Annotated in this window: 15 protein-coding genes; 9 read left to right on the top strand and 6 right to left on the bottom strand. The window is 30.0% G+C overall.

Features of this window, described 5'->3' with window-relative positions; all coding sequences use genetic code 11:
- Positions 1 to 10: 10 nt before the first annotated feature.
- From SJY27_RS04320 to SJY27_RS04295, 6 genes are all read right to left on the bottom strand, one after another.
- The gene (locus SJY27_RS04320; RefSeq protein WP_397447035.1) at positions 11 to 1243 is read right to left on the bottom strand and encodes a M48 family metallopeptidase; all 1233 of its coding nucleotides are present in this window, start codon (positions 1241 to 1243) and stop codon (positions 11 to 13) included.
- Complete coding sequence (gene ppgK / locus SJY27_RS04315) at positions 1243 to 1989, bottom strand: polyphosphate--glucose phosphotransferase (RefSeq protein ID WP_397447034.1); 747 nt, start codon at positions 1987 to 1989, stop codon at positions 1243 to 1245. Before ppgK ends, SJY27_RS04320 begins: the two co-directional genes overlap by 1 nt.
- A 6-nt stretch (positions 1990 to 1995) precedes the next feature.
- Positions 1996 to 2790, bottom strand: a complete 795-nt coding sequence (locus tag SJY27_RS04310; protein ID WP_397447033.1) for a TrmH family RNA methyltransferase — start codon at positions 2788 to 2790, stop codon at positions 1996 to 1998.
- Positions 2791 to 2993: 203 nt separating this feature from the next.
- Entirely contained in the window at positions 2994 to 4289 is a 1296-nt protein-coding gene (locus tag SJY27_RS04305) for an amidohydrolase family protein (RefSeq protein ID WP_397447032.1), read from the bottom strand.
- A gap of 5 nt (positions 4290 to 4294) precedes the next feature.
- On the bottom strand, positions 4295 to 7261 hold the full coding sequence (locus tag SJY27_RS04300) for an amidohydrolase family protein (protein WP_397447031.1): 2967 nt from the start codon (positions 7259 to 7261) through the stop codon (positions 4295 to 4297).
- A gap of 82 nt (positions 7262 to 7343) precedes the next feature.
- Positions 7344 to 8429, bottom strand: a complete 1086-nt coding sequence (locus SJY27_RS04295; RefSeq protein ID WP_397447030.1) for a DUF3810 domain-containing protein — start codon at positions 8427 to 8429, stop codon at positions 7344 to 7346.
- 138 nt (positions 8430 to 8567) lie between these two features.
- On the opposite strand from SJY27_RS04295, the gene dnaB reads away from it, so the two are divergent.
- From dnaB to SJY27_RS04250, 9 genes are all read left to right on the top strand, one after another.
- Positions 8568 to 10094 (top strand): replicative DNA helicase, encoded by a 1527-nt coding sequence (gene dnaB / locus SJY27_RS04290; RefSeq protein ID WP_397447029.1) that lies wholly within the window; start codon positions 8568 to 8570, stop codon positions 10092 to 10094.
- A 59-nt stretch (positions 10095 to 10153) separates the two neighbouring features.
- Positions 10154 to 10408, top strand: a complete 255-nt coding sequence (locus tag SJY27_RS04285) for a DUF6364 family protein (RefSeq protein WP_397447028.1) — start codon at positions 10154 to 10156, stop codon at positions 10406 to 10408.
- Entirely contained in the window at positions 10408 to 10821 is a 414-nt protein-coding gene (locus SJY27_RS04280) for a type II toxin-antitoxin system VapC family toxin (RefSeq protein WP_397447027.1), read from the top strand. Before SJY27_RS04285 ends, SJY27_RS04280 begins: the two co-directional genes overlap by 1 nt.
- 81 nt (positions 10822 to 10902) lie before the next feature.
- Positions 10903 to 12087, top strand: coding sequence for an asparagine synthetase B (locus SJY27_RS04275; RefSeq protein ID WP_397447026.1), 1185 nt, complete (start codon positions 10903 to 10905; stop codon positions 12085 to 12087).
- A 173-nt stretch (positions 12088 to 12260) separates the two neighbouring features.
- Positions 12261 to 13106: a transketolase gene (locus SJY27_RS04270; RefSeq protein WP_397447025.1), complete on the top strand. Its 846-nt coding sequence runs from the start codon at positions 12261 to 12263 to the stop codon at positions 13104 to 13106.
- Between the two features lie 136 nt (positions 13107 to 13242).
- Positions 13243 to 14376, top strand: a complete 1134-nt coding sequence (gene bshA / locus SJY27_RS04265; protein WP_397447024.1) for an N-acetyl-alpha-D-glucosaminyl L-malate synthase BshA — start codon at positions 13243 to 13245, stop codon at positions 14374 to 14376.
- A 291-nt stretch (positions 14377 to 14667) separates the two neighbouring features.
- Entirely contained in the window at positions 14668 to 15180 is a 513-nt protein-coding gene (locus tag SJY27_RS04260; RefSeq protein ID WP_397447023.1) for a hypothetical protein, read from the top strand.
- 74 nt (positions 15181 to 15254) lie between these two features.
- A complete protein-coding gene (locus tag SJY27_RS04255) occupies positions 15255 to 16355 on the top strand; it encodes a sensor histidine kinase (protein WP_397447022.1) in 1101 nt (366 codons plus the stop codon).
- Positions 16352 to 17107, top strand: coding sequence for a LytR/AlgR family response regulator transcription factor (locus SJY27_RS04250; RefSeq protein WP_397447021.1), 756 nt, complete (start codon positions 16352 to 16354; stop codon positions 17105 to 17107). Before SJY27_RS04255 ends, SJY27_RS04250 begins: the two co-directional genes overlap by 4 nt.
- The last annotated feature ends 62 nt before the right edge of the window (positions 17108 to 17169 follow it).

The following is a 17169-nucleotide window of genomic DNA, read 5'->3' as shown; positions in this document are numbered from 1 at the left end:
ATGGATACTATTATTTTTCTAAATTATTAATTCTTTCTAATAATGTTGGGTGAGAGTAGTGCATAAAAACATATGCAGGATGAGGTGTTAAATTGCTTAAACTATTTTTAGATAATTTTTTAAGAGATGTAATTAATGGTAAAGCAGCAAAAGTGTTTTTTGCGTAATTATCTGCCTGATATTCAAATTTTCGTGACATGTAATTCATAAAAAGTCCTGTAATTTCTGATATTGGCGAGTATAGAATGCCAAATGCAATTAAACCGATATGAAAACTTGGTGTTGCAACCCCTAATGCTTTAGATAATATTGAAGAATCGATAAATAAAGATAAAATAAATAAGGTAAAACCTGTAAGTAAGATTGATGATGCTAAATTAAAAATGATGTGTTTTCTTTTGTAATGACCAACTTCGTGTGCTAAAACTGCCACAATTTCATCAGTTTCTAAATCGTTAATTAAGGTGTCATAAAGTGTGATTCTTTTCTGTGAACCAAATCCAGAAAAATAAGCATTTGCTTTAGTAGAACGTTTAGAGCCATCAATAACAAAGATATTGTTAAGGGTAAAACCAACTTTTTGCGCATATTTTTCTATGGCAGATTTTAGATCACCATCTTCTAAAGGTGTTTGTTTATTAAATAAAGGTACAATTAATTTTGCGTAAAACATATTCATAAATAGCGAAAAAACAGCGACTAAAATCCAAGCGTAAATCCAAAAATCTGCGCCCGAAAATTCATAAAACCAAATTATTAGTGATAAAATTCCACCACCAATGATAGAGGACATCAACCAGCCTTTTAATTTATCTAATACAAATGTTTTTTTGGTAGATTTATTAAACCCAAATTTTTCTTCGATTACAAAAGTTTTGTAATAAGAAAAAGGTGTGGTTAAAATATCTGAACCAAACAATATTACACCAAAGAAAATTAAAGCAACCAAGATTGGATTGGTGGTAAAACTTCTGGCAAATGCATCAACATATTTAAAACCATCAGCAAAAAAGAAACTTAATGTTATTATTATGGAAAACGTGGAAGTTAGGTTAGAAAAATTAGCGTTTGTTTTTTTGTACGCTTGCGATTTTTTGTACTCATCTTGATCATAAACATCTGCAAGTTTTTCGGGTATTTTATCATCAAAATGTTTTGTGTTTAAAGCATCTAATATTTTATCGATTATAAAACTAATAATGATAATTGTAATTAATATGTAGAAAAGCGTAGTGGGTTGCATTAGTCTTTTATTCGTTTGTGTGCATACATGGCAGCACCAATAATACCAGCATTATTTCTAAATTCGGCTACTTTAACGTTAACATCTGTAGTTAAATATTGTTTAAAATCGTCGTATTTTTTACTGATGCCACCACCTAAAATAATTAAACTTGGCGAAAATACAATACGAACATAATTTAGCAATTCATCAAAACGTAAAGCCCATTCTTTTAAAGATAAATCTTGTTTTTTTCTTACAGAATCTGCAGTGTAATACTCAATAATTTTTCCATCAGAATGTAACATTTTACCCAATTCTAAATTAGGAATAAGCTTTCCGTCATAAAACAAGCCAGAACCAATTCCTGTACCAATAGTAATTACAATAGTTACTCCTTTTTCATTTTTACCTGCTCCTAAACTTACTTCAGATAATCCTGCTAGATCAGCATCATTACTAACATAAAAAGGCAGTTTAGTTGCTTTTTTAAACAATTTATCAACCTTAACATTTAACCATTTTTCACTTAAATTACCAGAATGAATGCACTGCCCATCTACAATAGTTGTAGGAAAACTGCAACCTACAGCCTTTTTCCAATTAAAATGAGCAACCATTTCTTGAACTACTTTTGTAACAGCTTCTGGTGTTGCTGGTTTAGGAGTTGCAATTCTATGTCTTTCAGAAATTAATTCACCTATTTTTGTATCTACAATTGCAGCTTTAATTCCTGAGCCTCCAATGTCAAAACCTAGTATTTTCATTTGTTGTTATTTAAAATTTCGTTGTCTCTTAGCCTCAAATATAACAATTGCTGCTGCAACAGACACATTCATAGAGTCAATTTTACCCTGCATGGGTATGTTTATGTTTTGTGTTGCATTTTTACGCCAAATTTCAGATAAACCTGTAGCTTCTGTACCCACTACAATTGCTGATGCATTTGTATAGTTTTCTTGGTGATATTCATTTGAATTCTGCAAAGTAGCACTATAAATAGCAATATTGTTTTCTTTTAAAAAAGTAATGATTTCTGTGGATGTTCCTACAGCAATTTGATTGGTAAATAAACAACCCACACTAGATCTAATAACATTTGAGTTGTACATGTCTGATTTTGGATTGGCTATAAAAACAGCATCAACATTTGCAGCATCAGCAGTTCTTAATAAAGCTCCAATATTCCCAGGTTTTTCTATACTTTCAGCTACTAATATTAAAGGAGTTGAATTTTTAAAACTGATGTTTTGTAAAGAAAAATTTTTAATTTTTGCTACAGCAATAAGTCCTTCTGTTGATGCTCTGTAGGCTAATTTTTGATAGACCTCTTTTGATATTTTTATCAACGTAACCTCTTGATAAAAAAGGTTTATAATTTCTTGTTCAGTGATTAAAGCTGGATAAAATAAAACCGTATCAAATTCATAATTGGCTAAATTGGCTAAAGAAATTTCTCGTTTACCTTCAATTAAAAAAAGGCCTTGTGTTTTACGTTCTTTAGATTTTTCTTGTAATTTAAGAAGGTTTTTAACGTAATTGTTTTGAATGCTAGTAATTTCTTTCATTACTGCAAATATACCTAATAATAGGTATTGTGTATAATAACCAAAAGTTTCATTTTTACATTGTAATTAAATAAAGTCTTTATTATTATTTGAATTTTGTTTGATAAAGAAAAGGTAACAGAAAAAGGAAAACTAATCAATATTTAATTACAAGAAAAAGGCTCGCATTTTGCGAGCCTTTTTTGATATATTAATGAATACAATTATTCAGATTTATACTTGTTGGCATAACGTTTCCAAAGTTTTGTTTGATGTGTTTCTAAACTGATATCTCTACCTTGTATGTAAGCTTTGGTTAATTGATTGCCTCTCATGTCTAAAGCATCGCCTTTAGAAATAAATAAAGTAGCATCTTTACCTACTTGTAGTGAACCAACTTTATCGTCAATACCTAAAATTTTTGCTGTATTGCTTGTTAATAATTGTAGAGCAACTTCTTTGTCTAGGCCATGAGCTGCAAAAGTACCAGCATAAAAAGGAAGATTTCTTGTATTCATACGTTCCATTTGGCCTTCCATACCTAAACTAACAACAACACCTTTGTCTGTTAAAACTTTGGCTATAGTATAGGTGTAATCATAAGCATCATCTTCTGAATTCGGATTTCTGTGAGGTCTGTCTAAGATTACTCCAATATTGTTTTTTACTAATAAATCAGCAATATTTTCAGCACCTTCACCATGTACAATTGCCATGTTTTTAATACCCAATTCTTTAGAAATAGTTATGGCGTCTGTAATTTCTCTTTCGCCACTTACATGGATAAACAAACGTTGAGAACCATCAAATAAACCTTTTGTAGCTTCGTAAGGAAGGTGTTTTTTTATTTTTTGACCAGCTAAATAATTTTTGGCATTCATTAAATAGGTTTTTATTTTTCCAATATTTTCAGGGTATTTAGGGTCTGCTTTTAAGGCTGGATCTTCACCTAACCACCATCTTCCACTTGTAAAACTTCCAGGCCAATTCATATGAATACCATCATCAACTTTAATTGCTGCATCTTCCCAATTCCAAGCATCTAGTTGTACTATAGATGATGTTCCTGAAAAAGTACCACCTCTAGGTGTAATTTGTGCCATTAAAACTCCATTTGGTCTCATAGATTCAACCACTTTGCTTTCTGCATTATAGGCAATTAAACTTCTAATATGAGGGTTGTTAGTTCCTATTTCATCTTCGTCATCACTTGCTTTTACAGCATCAATTTCTACTAATCCTAAAGAAGCATTTGCTGCAATAAAACCAGGGTAAACATGATGGTTTTTTGCTTTAATTACAGTTCCTTGCCTAGCAATTTTAGACATTGCAGAACCTACAAAAGTAAGTTTACCTGCATTAAACATTATTAATGAATTTTTAATTACTTTTCCATTTCCTAAATGTGCTGTAGCTCCTTCAATAGAAATGGCAGTTGTTTGTGGGTCAGCAGGGGTTTGTTGTGCACTTATATTTCCTATTAAAAATAAAAAGAGTATACTATATATTATTTTTTTCATCATTTCTAGCTTTTAAGTTCTTCTAAAGTATCACATTCAAAGTTTCTATCTTTTCTAATCATTGGTGCTTTGGTTTTACCTCCACCCATTTTTTCTTTCAACATCATATTAATTAATGTGCTTTTTTCTTCTTTGATTGCTTTTCGTTTTTTAAGATCTTCAGCTCTGTCAAAAAATATTTTTCCTTCAATAATTGTTTTTTCTACTTTGGTGTAGATAGACATAGGATGATTTGTCCATAACACAACATCAGCATCTTTACCAACTTTTATACTACCTACTCTGTCATCAATATGTAACAATTTAGCAGGGTTTATAGTTACGGTTTTCCATGCCTCTAATTCAGGCATACCACCATATTTCATGGTTTTAGCAGCTTCTTGATTTAAACGTCTTGACATTTCTCTATCATCAGAATTAATAGCTACAGTTACACCTGCATTGTGCATTATAGCAGCATTAAAAGGTATGGCATCATTTACCTCATATTTGTATGCCCACCAGTCAGAGAATGTAGAACCACCTACACCATGTTTTGCCATTTTATCAGCCACTTTATAGCCTTCTAAAATATGTGTAAACGTATTTACTCTAAAATCGAATTGTTCAGCAACTTTCATTAACATGTTAATTTCTGATTGCACATAAGAGTGACAAGAAATAAAACGTTCGCCATTTAAAATTTCAACTAAAGTTTCCATTTCTATGTCTTTTCGGTATGGTTTTCCGCTTTTCTTTTTAGCTTCGTACTCTCTAGCTCTAGTAAAATAATCTACAAACATTTGTTCAACACCCATTCTTGTTTGCGGAAAACGTGTGCCATTTGGGCTTCTAGATTGTTTTACGTTTTCACCTAACGCAAATTTTATAAATTTAGGAGTGTTGCTGTATATCATATTTTCTGCATTTTCTCCCCATTTTAATTTGATGATTGCAGATCTACCACCAATAGGATTTGCAGAACCGTGTAAAATTTGTGAAGAAGTTGTACCACCAGAAATATTTCTATAAATATTGATGTCTGTAGGGTCTATTACATCTTCAATAGTTACTTCTGCAGAAGAGTTTTGCGCCCATTCATTTATAGCAGAAGCAGCAATATGAGAATGCTCATCTACAATACCAGCTGTTAAATGTTTTCCTGTTCCATCAATTATTTTGGCTTTTTTAGATTTTAAATTTTTACCAATTTTGGCAATTTTTCCATCTTCTAATAAAACATCTGTATTTTCTAAAATACCTTCATCTTCACTTGTCCAAAGGGTAACATTTTTAATTAAAATGGTTTCTGTTTTAGGTTGATTAAAATTACCAAATCCAATATTTGGGTAACTTACAGGCAAAACGGTTACAGCTTCAGCAGCTTTCTTTTTTTGTTTAGATTTTTCTTTTGTGTTTTCTTTTCTTACTATTTTACCTGCAGACCAAGGCGTTTCATTGCCTTCGCTATCGTAAGCAGTTCCTTGAATAATACCAGCGTCATTAATCACTTTACCCATCATTCTAGTATAACCAGTGTCTTCGTTTAAAGTGATGGAAACCCAGTCGTTTTTAAATGAAAATTTAGATTTTACTTTTGCACTGTCTAGAGTAATTGATCCAATTTGTTTAGCTGCTTTTCCAGAAATGGTAAGTTTGTAACTTTTATTGTTAACCGCTAATAAATAACTACCTGTAATATTTTTGATATTCATATCATTAATTACATTTTTAGCACCTTGCACCCAGTTTTCATACATGGTAGTTTTTGCGTCAAAAATATCACCAGAAGTAATAATAAAGTTTGCATAACTACCTGTTTTTAAATTACCAATTGTAGTATTGCCAATAATATTTGCAGGAATTGTAGTTAATGCAGCTAAGGCTTTTTCTTTGTCAAAACCATATTTAATGGCTTTTTGCAAATTTTTATGAAAAGATTTAATTGACTTTAATTTATGAGTAGTCAATGCAAAATTCACACCATTTTTAGCTAAAACACTTAAATTTGATGGCTCTTGATTCCATTTACGCATATCTTGCAAAGAGATTTGTTGCGCCAAAAGCGGATTAGAAACGTCATACGCATTACTAAAGTTAATCGGAATAATAAAATTAGCATTTGTTGCTTTGATATCGTTTACACGTTCGTATTCATCACCAGAACCAACAATGGTATATTGAATAGAAAATTCATCACCTACTTTATCTGCTCTTAAAGCATCTAAATGGTTGCCAGTTTCAAAAATCTGAACTAAGTTTTTATTATCATTTAAAGCTTCTAAAGCCATATCTTTATTTTGCATATTGCCTTTTGCATACCAATCTGCATCTAAATACACTTGGCGTAACAAAGCCATAGCACCCATTCTAGAGCCTGGATATGCTTGTCTTGATTTTACACTTTTAGAAAAAGATAAATATTGAGCAGATTTGGTGTCTATGATTCTGTAAGCATCAGAAGAGTTTGGATTTAAGGCAACTAAAATACCATTTCCACGAATAATACCATCATGCAAATGTGTGTTTACTGCACCAAAACCAGCATTAATTAAATCTTTAGCTTTTTTACTATCAAACTTAAAATCTTTTATAGAGTTTGTTTCTGGCCTAATATGGTCGTTCCAATAATAGCCTTCTCTAGTTGCTGCATATTGTGCAGTTCTAGAAGTACTTCTTTGCCTTTTTGGTTTAGCAATTCCAAAATCAGAATAAATATCAATAAATGAAGGGTAAATAGATTTGCCAGCTAAATCTGTTGTTTTTGTTCCTTTAGGGATTTTAACAGATTTACCCACAGCAACAACTTTACCATCTTTTATAAGTAAAGTTCCTTTTTTTATAACTCCTGTAGGAGTTACATAAATGGTTGCATTGGTAAATGCAAAAGTTGAGTTTTCTGTTGTTTTTACTCCAGCATCCGTAGGAAAATAATCTTGCGCTTGTATGGCAGTTAGCGACAAGAAAAAGAGTAGTGATAAAAGTTTTTTCATGTAGTTGAATTATTTGAATTAATGCTAAATTTATTGATATGCATTTTGTAAAATGTTAAAGCATAAAATTTTTAACAAAGTTTTAAGAAAACGAATTCACCTTTGCAGACTCAAAATAAGAGATTAAAAGGTCTACTACATAGTTGTAAGATTGTACACCTTTTGTTTGTTTATTGGCTTTTAAATAGGCGTTATATCCTTTTTTTACAAGTGGTTCAAAAGGATTTTTATAAGCTTGCCAAAAATCATAACTGTTGTTAAAATCTTTAATAATTCCTTTATGTACAGTTTGCCAAAGTTCTTTGGATAGTTCAGCATCTCGTTTTCTAATTTCAGAAATACAGTAGCCAAAAGCCATCCTGTAACTTGCATATTTAAAGTGTACATCGTTATTATAATTCGCAGCTAAAAAACCGACAAAATTGGCTTCATTTTCGGCAGCAAAACCAATTTGATGCGCCATTTCGTGGCAAGTAGTGGTTGGGTAACTTGTTTTAGGGATTTTATCATTTACTTGAGCCTCTCCAGTTAACGGATTTAAATAACCAGAAGTGCCATTATACGTTTGTAATAAACTCATTAAAGAGCTTTTTACTGATGAAAATTGATAGGATAACTGTGGGAAATCTTTGGCTAAATTGCTATAACCAACAACTGCCATTTGGTACATTTTTTCAGGTTGATAAGGATTGTAAACTTTTACTGTATCATTTTTGGTAATTTTTAGCTGATACTTATTCAATTCTACAATAATATTTTCTGTAACTTTTTGTAACTGTTTAGTGGTGTATTTTTTTTGTTGATAATTTAAGTTTTTTGCTAAAGGTTCTCTGTAATAATTTAATCCCCAAAAGAGATAAAAACAAAAGTAAACAACAGATAAAACAGCGGTAAAATGAATTATTTTTGGAAAAAAGTTTTTAAATCTTGATGTAATTAATCTATATAAAAAACGAAGAAACATAAATAAACCAAAAGCTAAAAGTACATCACCAATAGAAAACGGAATCCAGCCAAAAATAATTCTGAAAAAAGAAGAAATGTATGGGTAAATTCCTTTGGAATAATGCTGCTCTATAAAAGCAGGATTTTTTGCCACAATTTGCATCAATAGCATTTGTATTGGCAAGAAAATTGCTAAATATATATGTGTTTTATTCCACTTCATTGTGGTAAAAATAGCAAATCAATTTAGAAGTTGACTGGTTATTAACAAGATAATAACAATTTTGTTTACAATATTTGTCAACAAATTAAAGTTCAGTTTTAGAAGCAAACATCAACCTAAAAAATTACTTTTGTGACAATGGAAAAAACGAATACAATAGCCGCAAAAACGATTGATAAATCACGAATTATAAGCCTAGAAAAAGGTAAAATACCACCACAGGCACTAGAATTAGAAGAAGCTGTGTTGGGTGCAATGATGATTGATAAAAAAGGAATTGACGATGTAATTGATATTTTGCATTCAGATGCTTTTTATGATGTGAAACACCAAGAAATTTACGCTGTTATTTATGAATTATTTCAAAATTCACAACCAATCGACTTGTTAACAGTATCTAACTTGTTGAAAAAGAATGGAAAATTAGAAATGGTTGGTGGCGATTTTTATTTAATTCGTTTAACACAAAAAGTAGCCTCTTCTGCACACATTGAATTCCATGCCAGAATCATTTTACAAAAATACATTCAACGTAAATTAATTTCGATATCCTCAGAAATTATAGAAAGTTCTTATGACGAATCTACAGATGTTTTCGACTTGTTAGATGAAGCCGAAGGTAAATTATTCGAAGTAACACAAGGTAACTTAAAAAAGAGTAGTGAAGATGCTGGTTCTTTGGTAAAACAAGCCTTAAAGAAAATTCAAGAAATTGGTAATCAAGAAGGTATGTCTGGTTTGGCTACTGGTTTTACCAAGTTAGATGCTTTAACTTCTGGTTGGCAACCATCCGATTTAATTATTATTGCAGCTAGGCCAGGTATGGGGAAAACGGCATTTGTAATTTCGATGGCAAAAAATATGGCTATTGATTTTAATCATGCAGTTGCAGTATTTTCATTAGAGATGTCTTCTGTGCAATTAATTACAAGGATGATTTCTTCAGAAACAGGATTGACATCCGAAAAATTAAGAAAGGGAAATTTAGAACCACATGAATGGGAGCAGTTAAACGTAAAAGTAAAACGTTTGTCTGATGCACCTATTTTTATTGATGATACACCATCCTTGTCAATTTTCGATTTACGTGCAAAAGCTAGACGTTTGGTATCTCAGCATAATGTAAGAATAATTGTAATTGACTATTTGCAGTTAATGACTGCTGGAGGAAATGGAAAAGGAGGAGGAAACAGAGAGCAAGAAATTTCTACAATTTCCAGAAACTTAAAAGCCTTAGCCAAAGAATTGTCTGTGCCAGTAATTGCCTTATCACAATTATCACGTGCTGTGGAAACACGTGGAGGATCTAAAAGACCATTATTATCAGATTTACGTGAATCTGGAGCCATTGAGCAGGATGCAGATATTGTAAGTTTTATTTTTAGACCCGAATATTATGGAATGACAGAATGGGATGATGATGAGCACACACCTTGTGAAGGTCAAGGAGAGTTTATTGTAGCAAAACACAGAAATGGTGGCTTAGATAATATTCGATTAAAGTTTACTGGGCATTTGGCAAAATTCTCAGATTTAGAAGAAGGTTTTAGTTCAGAGTTTCAATCATCTATGAACAATCCTTTTGATGATGATGAGTTTTCTCCAAACCAAAGAATTGAGCCAAAAGATGCTTTTGGTGATGACGATACAGATATTCCATTTTAACATTTTAGTTAAATTTAATACGTAAATAATAATTATATTTGTACGTATAACTAGTTGTTATGGACTCAAAACTCACCTTAAAATTAGATAAAGCTGTTATTGAACAAGCAAAAGAGTATGCAAAAAAAAACCAAATTAGTTTATCAAGATTGATAGAAAGTTATTTGGCCTCTTTAACGCAGAAAGAAAAATCAAACAAAAAAGAAATTGAGATTACACCTTTGGTAGAAAGTCTGAGTGGTGTTGTAAAACTACCCAAAGATTTTGATTTCAAAAAAGATTACAGAGATCATCTTCTTGAAAAGTATAAATAATGATGCATATTTTTCTAGATACTAATATAGTAATTGATCTATTATCTAAAAGACCTCCATTTTTTAAAGATGCACAAATTTTATTTTCTTCTGCTAAAGATAAAAATCTAGTATTTTATATATCGAGTTTAACCTTTGCAAATGCTAATTATGTTATTTCTAAAGGAAATTCAATTAATGAAATTAGAACTATTTTAAGAAATTTAAGATTACTATTAAAAATTGTCCATTTAACTGATGAGATTATCAATTTAGCTTTGAATGATTTTACATTTCCAGATTTTGAAGATGGATTGCAATACTATTCTGCTTTAGAGGCAAATTGTGATTACATAATTACAAGAGACTTAAAAGATTTTAAAAATTCTAAATTACCAGTTATGACAGCAAAAAGTTTTATAATTTCTAAATAACTTAATTTGAAAAAACTCCTAATAATTTTCACATTCCTATTAATTTCAAACTCAACTTGGGCGTCATTTATATATGTACCCATGAATCATGATAATCAAAAAAATCATTTAAAAGCATATGGAATTGTTTATTTTGGATTAGAAGCTGGCTTAAAATCAAAATGGTTATTAAATTATGATGGAGGCGCATTTTTAATAGAAAATAACAAAGCCATAGAAAACGAATGTAAAATTCGTGGAGTTTCTTATCAAATTATTTCAGATGCAAAGGCACAATTGATTTTGCAAGAAATTTCGTCACCATCTTCAAATCAAGAGGCTGTTACTTTAGAAAAAGCACCAAAAATTGCAGTATATTCTCCAAAAGACAAAATGCCTTGGGATGATGCAGTAACCATGGTATTAACCTATGCAGAAATTCCTTTTGATGTTATTTATGATAAAGAGGTTTTGGCAGATAAACTTTTGTTGTATGAATGGCTGCATTTGCATCACGAAGATTTTACAGGACAATATGGGAAATTTTATGGCTCATTCAGAACTACACCTTGGTACATTCAGGGTAAAAAAGATGCAGAAAAATTAGCTAAAGAATTGGGTTTTGATAAGGTTTCAGAGGAAAAATTAGCAGTTTCTAAAAAAATTAGAGATTATGTAATTGGTGGTGGATTTATGTTTGCCATGTGTTCTGCAACAGATAGTTTTGATATTGCATTATCTGCAGAAGGTGTAGATATTGCAGAAGCCATGTTTGATGGTGATGCATCAACGCCAAATTATCAATCTAAAATAAACTACAATAAAACGTTTGCATTTAAAGATTTTGAATTGGTTAGAAATCCGGTAACGTATGAGTTTTCTTCTATTGATATGACCCGTAAACGCAGAATACCAAAAACTTCAGATTATTTTTCATTGATAGAATTTTCTGCAAAGTGGGATCCTGTGCCTACAATGTTAACACAAAATCATACCATTTTAGTAAAAGGGTTTATGGGGCAAACTACATCTTTTGATAGAAATACGGTAAAAAGTAACGTGTTGGTTTTAGGCGAAAACAAAACCAATAGAGAGGCAAGATACATTCATGGCACAAAAGGAAAAGGAATGTTTACTTTTTATGGAGGTCATGATCCTGAAGATTATACCCATAGAGTAGGTGATCCAAAAACAGAATTGGATTTGCATCCAACCTCACCTGGATATCGTTTAATTTTAAATAATGTCTTATTTCCTGCTGCTAAAAAGAAAAAGCAAAAGACTTGATGCCTTCATTTGATTTTTAATTTTATAGATATTTTTTAAAATATTGAAATCTAAAATAGAATCAATAATTTTTTTAATACTAAACTGTTAATAAATCTTCAATAAATAACAAATAATATTCAATCTATTTCATTCGCTTTTGTATTTTTGTTGTCATAAAATTAAATTAGAAAATGCCAACAACACAACAATTACAGGATTTTACACAACAAGTACGTAGAGATATTTTAAGAATGGTTCATAAAGTAAATTCTGGTCATCCAGGTGGATCTTTAGGCTGTGCTGAGTTTTTTACTTGTTTGTATCAAGAAGTTATGGAGTATTCTACAGATTTTACTATGGATGGCAAAAACGAAGATTTATTTTTCTTATCTAATGGTCATATTTCTCCTGTTTATTATAGTGTTTTGGCACATAGTGGCTTTTTTCCAGTAGAAGAATTAAATACGTTTAGATTAATAGATTCTCGTTTACAAGGGCATCCAACAACGCATGAAGGTTTGCCAGGTATCAGAATTGCATCTGGTTCTTTAGGTCAAGGTATGTCTGTGGCTTTAGGTGCAGCACAAGCAAAAAAGTTAAATGGAGATGACAAATTAGTCTATACTTTACATGGTGATGGAGAATTGCAAGAAGGGCAAAACTGGGAAGCAATTATGTATGCATCAGGTAAAAAAGTTGATAATTTAATTGCCACCATTGATTTAAATGGAAAACAAATTGATGGTTCTACTGATGAGGTTTTACCAATGGGAAGCATTAAAGCAAAGTTTGAAGCTTTTGGATGGGATGTTTTAGAAGTAAAAGAAGGAAACGATATTGATGCAATTTTAGCAGGCTTAGCTAAAGCAAAAGCATTAACAGGTAAAGGTAAACCAGTTTGTATTTTGTTATATACAGAAATGGGTAATGGAGTAGATTTTATGATGCACACACATGCTTGGCATGGTAAAGCACCTAATGATGAGCAATTGGAAAGCGCTTTAGCTCAAAATCCTGAAACTTTAGGAGATTATTAATACTGATTTTTTTCTCAGTTTTTATGATACAAACCTACAATTCGTTGTAGGTTTTTTTATGTTTTTATTTAGATATAAACTGTAAGAATACTTTTATCTTTACAACTAAACATTAAAATCAATTTAATCATATTTTATGAAAATCGGTATTGTTTGTTATCCAACCTTTGGGGGTAGTGGAGTTGTAGCAACAGAATTAGGAATGGCCTTAGCAGATAATGGACACGAAGTTCATTTTATTACTTATAATCAACCAGTTCGTTTAGATTTTTTATCTCATCATTTACATTTTCACCAAGTTGTTATAGAAGAGTATCCATTGTTTCAATACCAACCTTATGAGCTTGCTTTATCTACTAAAATGGTAGAGGTTGTTCAAAAATATGAACTAGAAGTTTTGCATGTACATTATGCAATACCACACGCTTATGCAGCTTATATGGCAAAACAGATGTTAAAAGAAAAGGGAATATCTGTAAGAGTAGTAACTACTCTGCATGGTACAGATATTACTTTAGTAGGTAGTCATCCTACCTATAAAACTGCTGTAGAATTTAGTATAAATAATTCTGATGTAGTAACTGCGGTTTCAAATAATTTAAAAGAAACTACAAACAATTTGTTTAATATTGATAAAGAAATTAAAGTAGTTTACAATTTTATTGATGTTGAAAAATATGCCAAAGTAGAAGGTGAGGAGTGTAAAAGAGAGGCTTTAGCCCAGAGTCATGAGCGTATTTTAACTCACATTAGTAATTTTAGGCCTGTTAAAAGAGTAGAGGATGTTATTAAGATTTTTTACCAAGTTCAAAAAGAAATACCTGCTAAATTATTAATGATTGGTGAAGGCCCAGATAGAAAAAAAGCAGAAGCTTTAACAAAAAAGTTGGGTATAAAAAGTAAAGTTTTCTTTTTAGGAAATAGTACAGAAATTGATAAAATTTTATGTTATTCAGATGTTTTTTTATTGCCTTCTAAAACAGAAAGTTTTGGCTTGGCAGCTTTAGAGGCTATGGCTGCAAAAACAGCAGTAATATCTACAAATACAGGTGGTTTGCCAGAGGTAAACTTGCATGGTGAAACAGGTTTTTTAAGTGATTTAGGAGATGTAGAGGATATGGCAAAAAACGCAATTACCATCTTAAAAGATAATGATATTTTAGACTGTTTTAAACTCAATGCAAGAGAACATACTAAGCGTTTTTCTTTAGAAAATATACTACCTGTTTATGAAGATATCTACAAATCGTGTTATTTAGCTAAAAAGTAACCATTCATTAAAAAATTACCACAGTTTACTAATATTTAAAGGCTATTTATTAAATTCATTTTATTTTTACTTTTATAAGTACATTGTAATCGTAATTAATGTACTTGCATTTCTTTGAATTAAGTTAAAAATATTTTCTGTAGCTTCTTTTTATTGTGTTCATTAATAGGCCATGCGCAATTAAGATATCTAGATAAACTTCCTGATCACTATCAAAATAAGGCAAAACTTAATAATAAAGATTTGCTTCTGCTTTCAGATTATTATTTAACAAGAAATTTAAATAAATGCTTGGAAACTATTAATCAGGTAGAAAAAAACAACATTAAAAATGATCGTCTTTTAGGATATTTAAATTTAGCATACGCCAATTATTATATAGAAGTTGGTTTTTTTGATATTGCTTTAGAAAAAGCTTTAGAAAGTTATAAGCAGTTAAGCGCAATTAATGATAAAAAGAGTTTAAGGTTAATTCGCAGCACCATAGCTAAGATAGATAGGCAAAACAGTAATATAGATAAAGCAATTAATGAGTATCAAAAGTTAATACAAGAACTATCAACTAAAAACATTTCAATAGAACTTGGTGGATATTATTTAGATATTGCTAATGCGTACATGTATTTAAAAGATGACAATTTTAAAAAGGCCGAGAAATATTTAGACTTAGCTTTAATTACTTTTAAAGAATTAAATAATAAAACTGGTGAAGGTATGGCATATCTAAAATATGCTCGCTTTTATAAACTTTTACTATTTAAAAGTGGAAATAATTTTTTTTTAAAAAAACAGAAGATTTTATAAATAAAGGACGCTTAATCTTTAAAAAATTAAATCAACTAAACAATGAAGCGTATGCTGTTTACACACAGGGTACCTTGTTTTCTATTTCTGGCAATCATAAGGCTTCAATTCCATATTATAAATCAGCATTACAAAAATATAAAGAAGCAGGTCACCTTTATTTTACCATGAAAATTAATCAACATTTGTTTGTTTCCTACTCAATTATTAGCAAGAATAATTTGGCGATACAAGTAAATAAAAGATATATTAAACTTAAAGATTCAATTTTTAATATAAAAAAGAGAAAGTTTATTGCAGATTCTGAAGTAAAATTTCAAGTAGAAAAAATTAAATCTGAAAAGAAAATAGCAGAAATTGATAGTAAAAGAACTAAAGTAATATTAATTGCTTCCATTATTATATTTGTTTTATTTACACTATTGTTATTGTTTTATTTTGAAAGATTAAGAGCCAAAAGAAAAATTGAATTTGTAAAGCTTGAGTTAAAAGAAACACAAAAACGTTTAGAAATTCAAAAGTTATATAGTGATTCTGAATTAAAAGTCTTAAAATCTCAAATGAATCCTCATTTTATTTTTAATGCCTTAAATTCCATACAAGACTATATTATATTAAATGAAAAAAAGTTGGCAAGGCAATATTTGGTAAAATTTTCTAGGTTGATTAGAATTTACTTAGAACAAAGCCAAAAAATTGCAATTACGCTATCTGAAGAAATCAAAGCATTACAACTATATTTAGAATTAGAAAAAGATCGATTTAATGATGATTTTAGTTTTGATATTGTTATTGATGAAAAATTAGATTTAGACAATGTAGCCATACCTTCTTTATTTTTACAACCTTATGTAGAAAATGCATTAAAACACGGTTTTCTTCATAAAAAAGATAACAAACGATTGCAGGTTTCTTTTCAGAAAGACACTGCTACAAACTCTTTAATTTGTAAGATAAAAGATAATGGTGTTGGCAGAGAGGCATCACTTTTAATTAACCAAAAACGAAATAAACTTCATAAATCTTTCGCAACTTCAGCCAACCAAAAACGAGTTGATTTGTTAAATCAATCAAATGAAAATTCAATAGAATTAGAAATACAAGATTTATACGAAAATAACCAAGCAACAGGCACTTTAGTTATTGTAAAAATCCCTTTAAACTATCAACAATGAATGTAATTATTATAGATGATGAAAGTAGAGCAAGAAATGTATTAAAAACATTATTGATAGAGGAGTGTCTTGGTGTTGAATCAATTTTAGAAGCTTCAAATTTAAAAGAAGGTGTAAGTTTAATTAAAAAAGAGAAACCCGAGGTTGTTTTTTTAGATGTAGAAATGCCTCAAAGTTCAGGTTTAGAAATTTTAGATTTTTTTAAAAACGAAGTCGTAGATTTTCAGATTATTTTTACAACAGCTTACATTCAATATGCTTTAGAGGCTTTTAGACTATCTGCTATAGATTATATTATGAAACCCATTGATGTAGACGAATTGCAAAATGCATTATTAAAAGCAAAAGAAAATTTAAAAGAAAAAAATATAGGAGATAAACTTAAGAACTTAGAAAAAGCTTTTCAGCAACTATCTATCAACAAGATTGCTTTAGAGGTTCCTAAAAAAATTATATTTGCTTCGCACGATGAAATTTTATATTTCGAGGCAGATGGCGTTTACACTAAAGTGCATCTTAAAAACGGAAAATCAGAATTAATTTGTAAAACCTTAAAACACTTTTCAGATCAATTAAAAGATCAATCCATTTTTTACAAACCACATCGTTCTTATCTCATCAATTTAAAATTTATGAAAGAAGTTTCTAAAAAGGATGGTTTGTATATTATTATGAATAATAAGGTCACAATTCCAATTGCAAGAGATCGAAAAGATGATTTTCTAAAAATGATTCAAAATATTTTTCAGTAAAACTGCAATTTACAAGTAAATTATTACGCTTCACTAAAAAAGCAGCAACAACAGTCTTAATT

It is taken from the genome of Polaribacter sp. R77954, from assembly GCF_044595335.1.
GTDB lineage: Bacteria > Bacteroidota > Bacteroidia > Flavobacteriales > Flavobacteriaceae > Polaribacter.
This window is presented reverse-complemented; position numbering and strand designations above follow the sequence as displayed.

Excerpts from the sequence above, each read along its gene's own strand:
- SJY27_RS04320 (WP_397447035.1), bottom strand. The coding sequence starts at position 1,243 with ATGCAACCCACTACGCTTTTCTACATATTAATTACAATTATCATTATT.
- ppgK (WP_397447034.1), bottom strand. The coding sequence starts at position 1,989 with ATGAAAATACTAGGTTTTGACATTGGAGGCTCAGGAATTAAAGCTGCA.
- SJY27_RS04310 (WP_397447033.1), bottom strand. The coding sequence starts at position 2,790 with ATGAAAGAAATTACTAGCATTCAAAACAATTACGTTAAAAACCTTCTT.
- SJY27_RS04305 (WP_397447032.1), bottom strand. The coding sequence starts at position 4,289 with ATGAAAAAAATAATATATAGTATACTCTTTTTATTTTTAATAGGAAAT.
- SJY27_RS04300 (WP_397447031.1), bottom strand. The coding sequence starts at position 7,261 with ATGAAAAAACTTTTATCACTACTCTTTTTCTTGTCGCTAACTGCCATA.
- SJY27_RS04295 (WP_397447030.1), bottom strand. The coding sequence starts at position 8,429 with ATGAAGTGGAATAAAACACATATATATTTAGCAATTTTCTTGCCAATA.
- dnaB (WP_397447029.1), top strand. The coding sequence starts at position 8,568 with ATGGAAAAAACGAATACAATAGCCGCAAAAACGATTGATAAATCACGA.
- SJY27_RS04285 (WP_397447028.1), top strand. The coding sequence starts at position 10,154 with ATGGACTCAAAACTCACCTTAAAATTAGATAAAGCTGTTATTGAACAA.
- SJY27_RS04280 (WP_397447027.1), top strand. The coding sequence starts at position 10,408 with ATGATGCATATTTTTCTAGATACTAATATAGTAATTGATCTATTATCT.
- SJY27_RS04275 (WP_397447026.1), top strand. The coding sequence starts at position 10,903 with ATGAATCATGATAATCAAAAAAATCATTTAAAAGCATATGGAATTGTT.
- SJY27_RS04270 (WP_397447025.1), top strand. The coding sequence starts at position 12,261 with ATGCCAACAACACAACAATTACAGGATTTTACACAACAAGTACGTAGA.
- bshA (WP_397447024.1), top strand. The coding sequence starts at position 13,243 with ATGAAAATCGGTATTGTTTGTTATCCAACCTTTGGGGGTAGTGGAGTT.
- SJY27_RS04250 (WP_397447021.1), top strand. The coding sequence starts at position 16,352 with ATGAATGTAATTATTATAGATGATGAAAGTAGAGCAAGAAATGTATTA.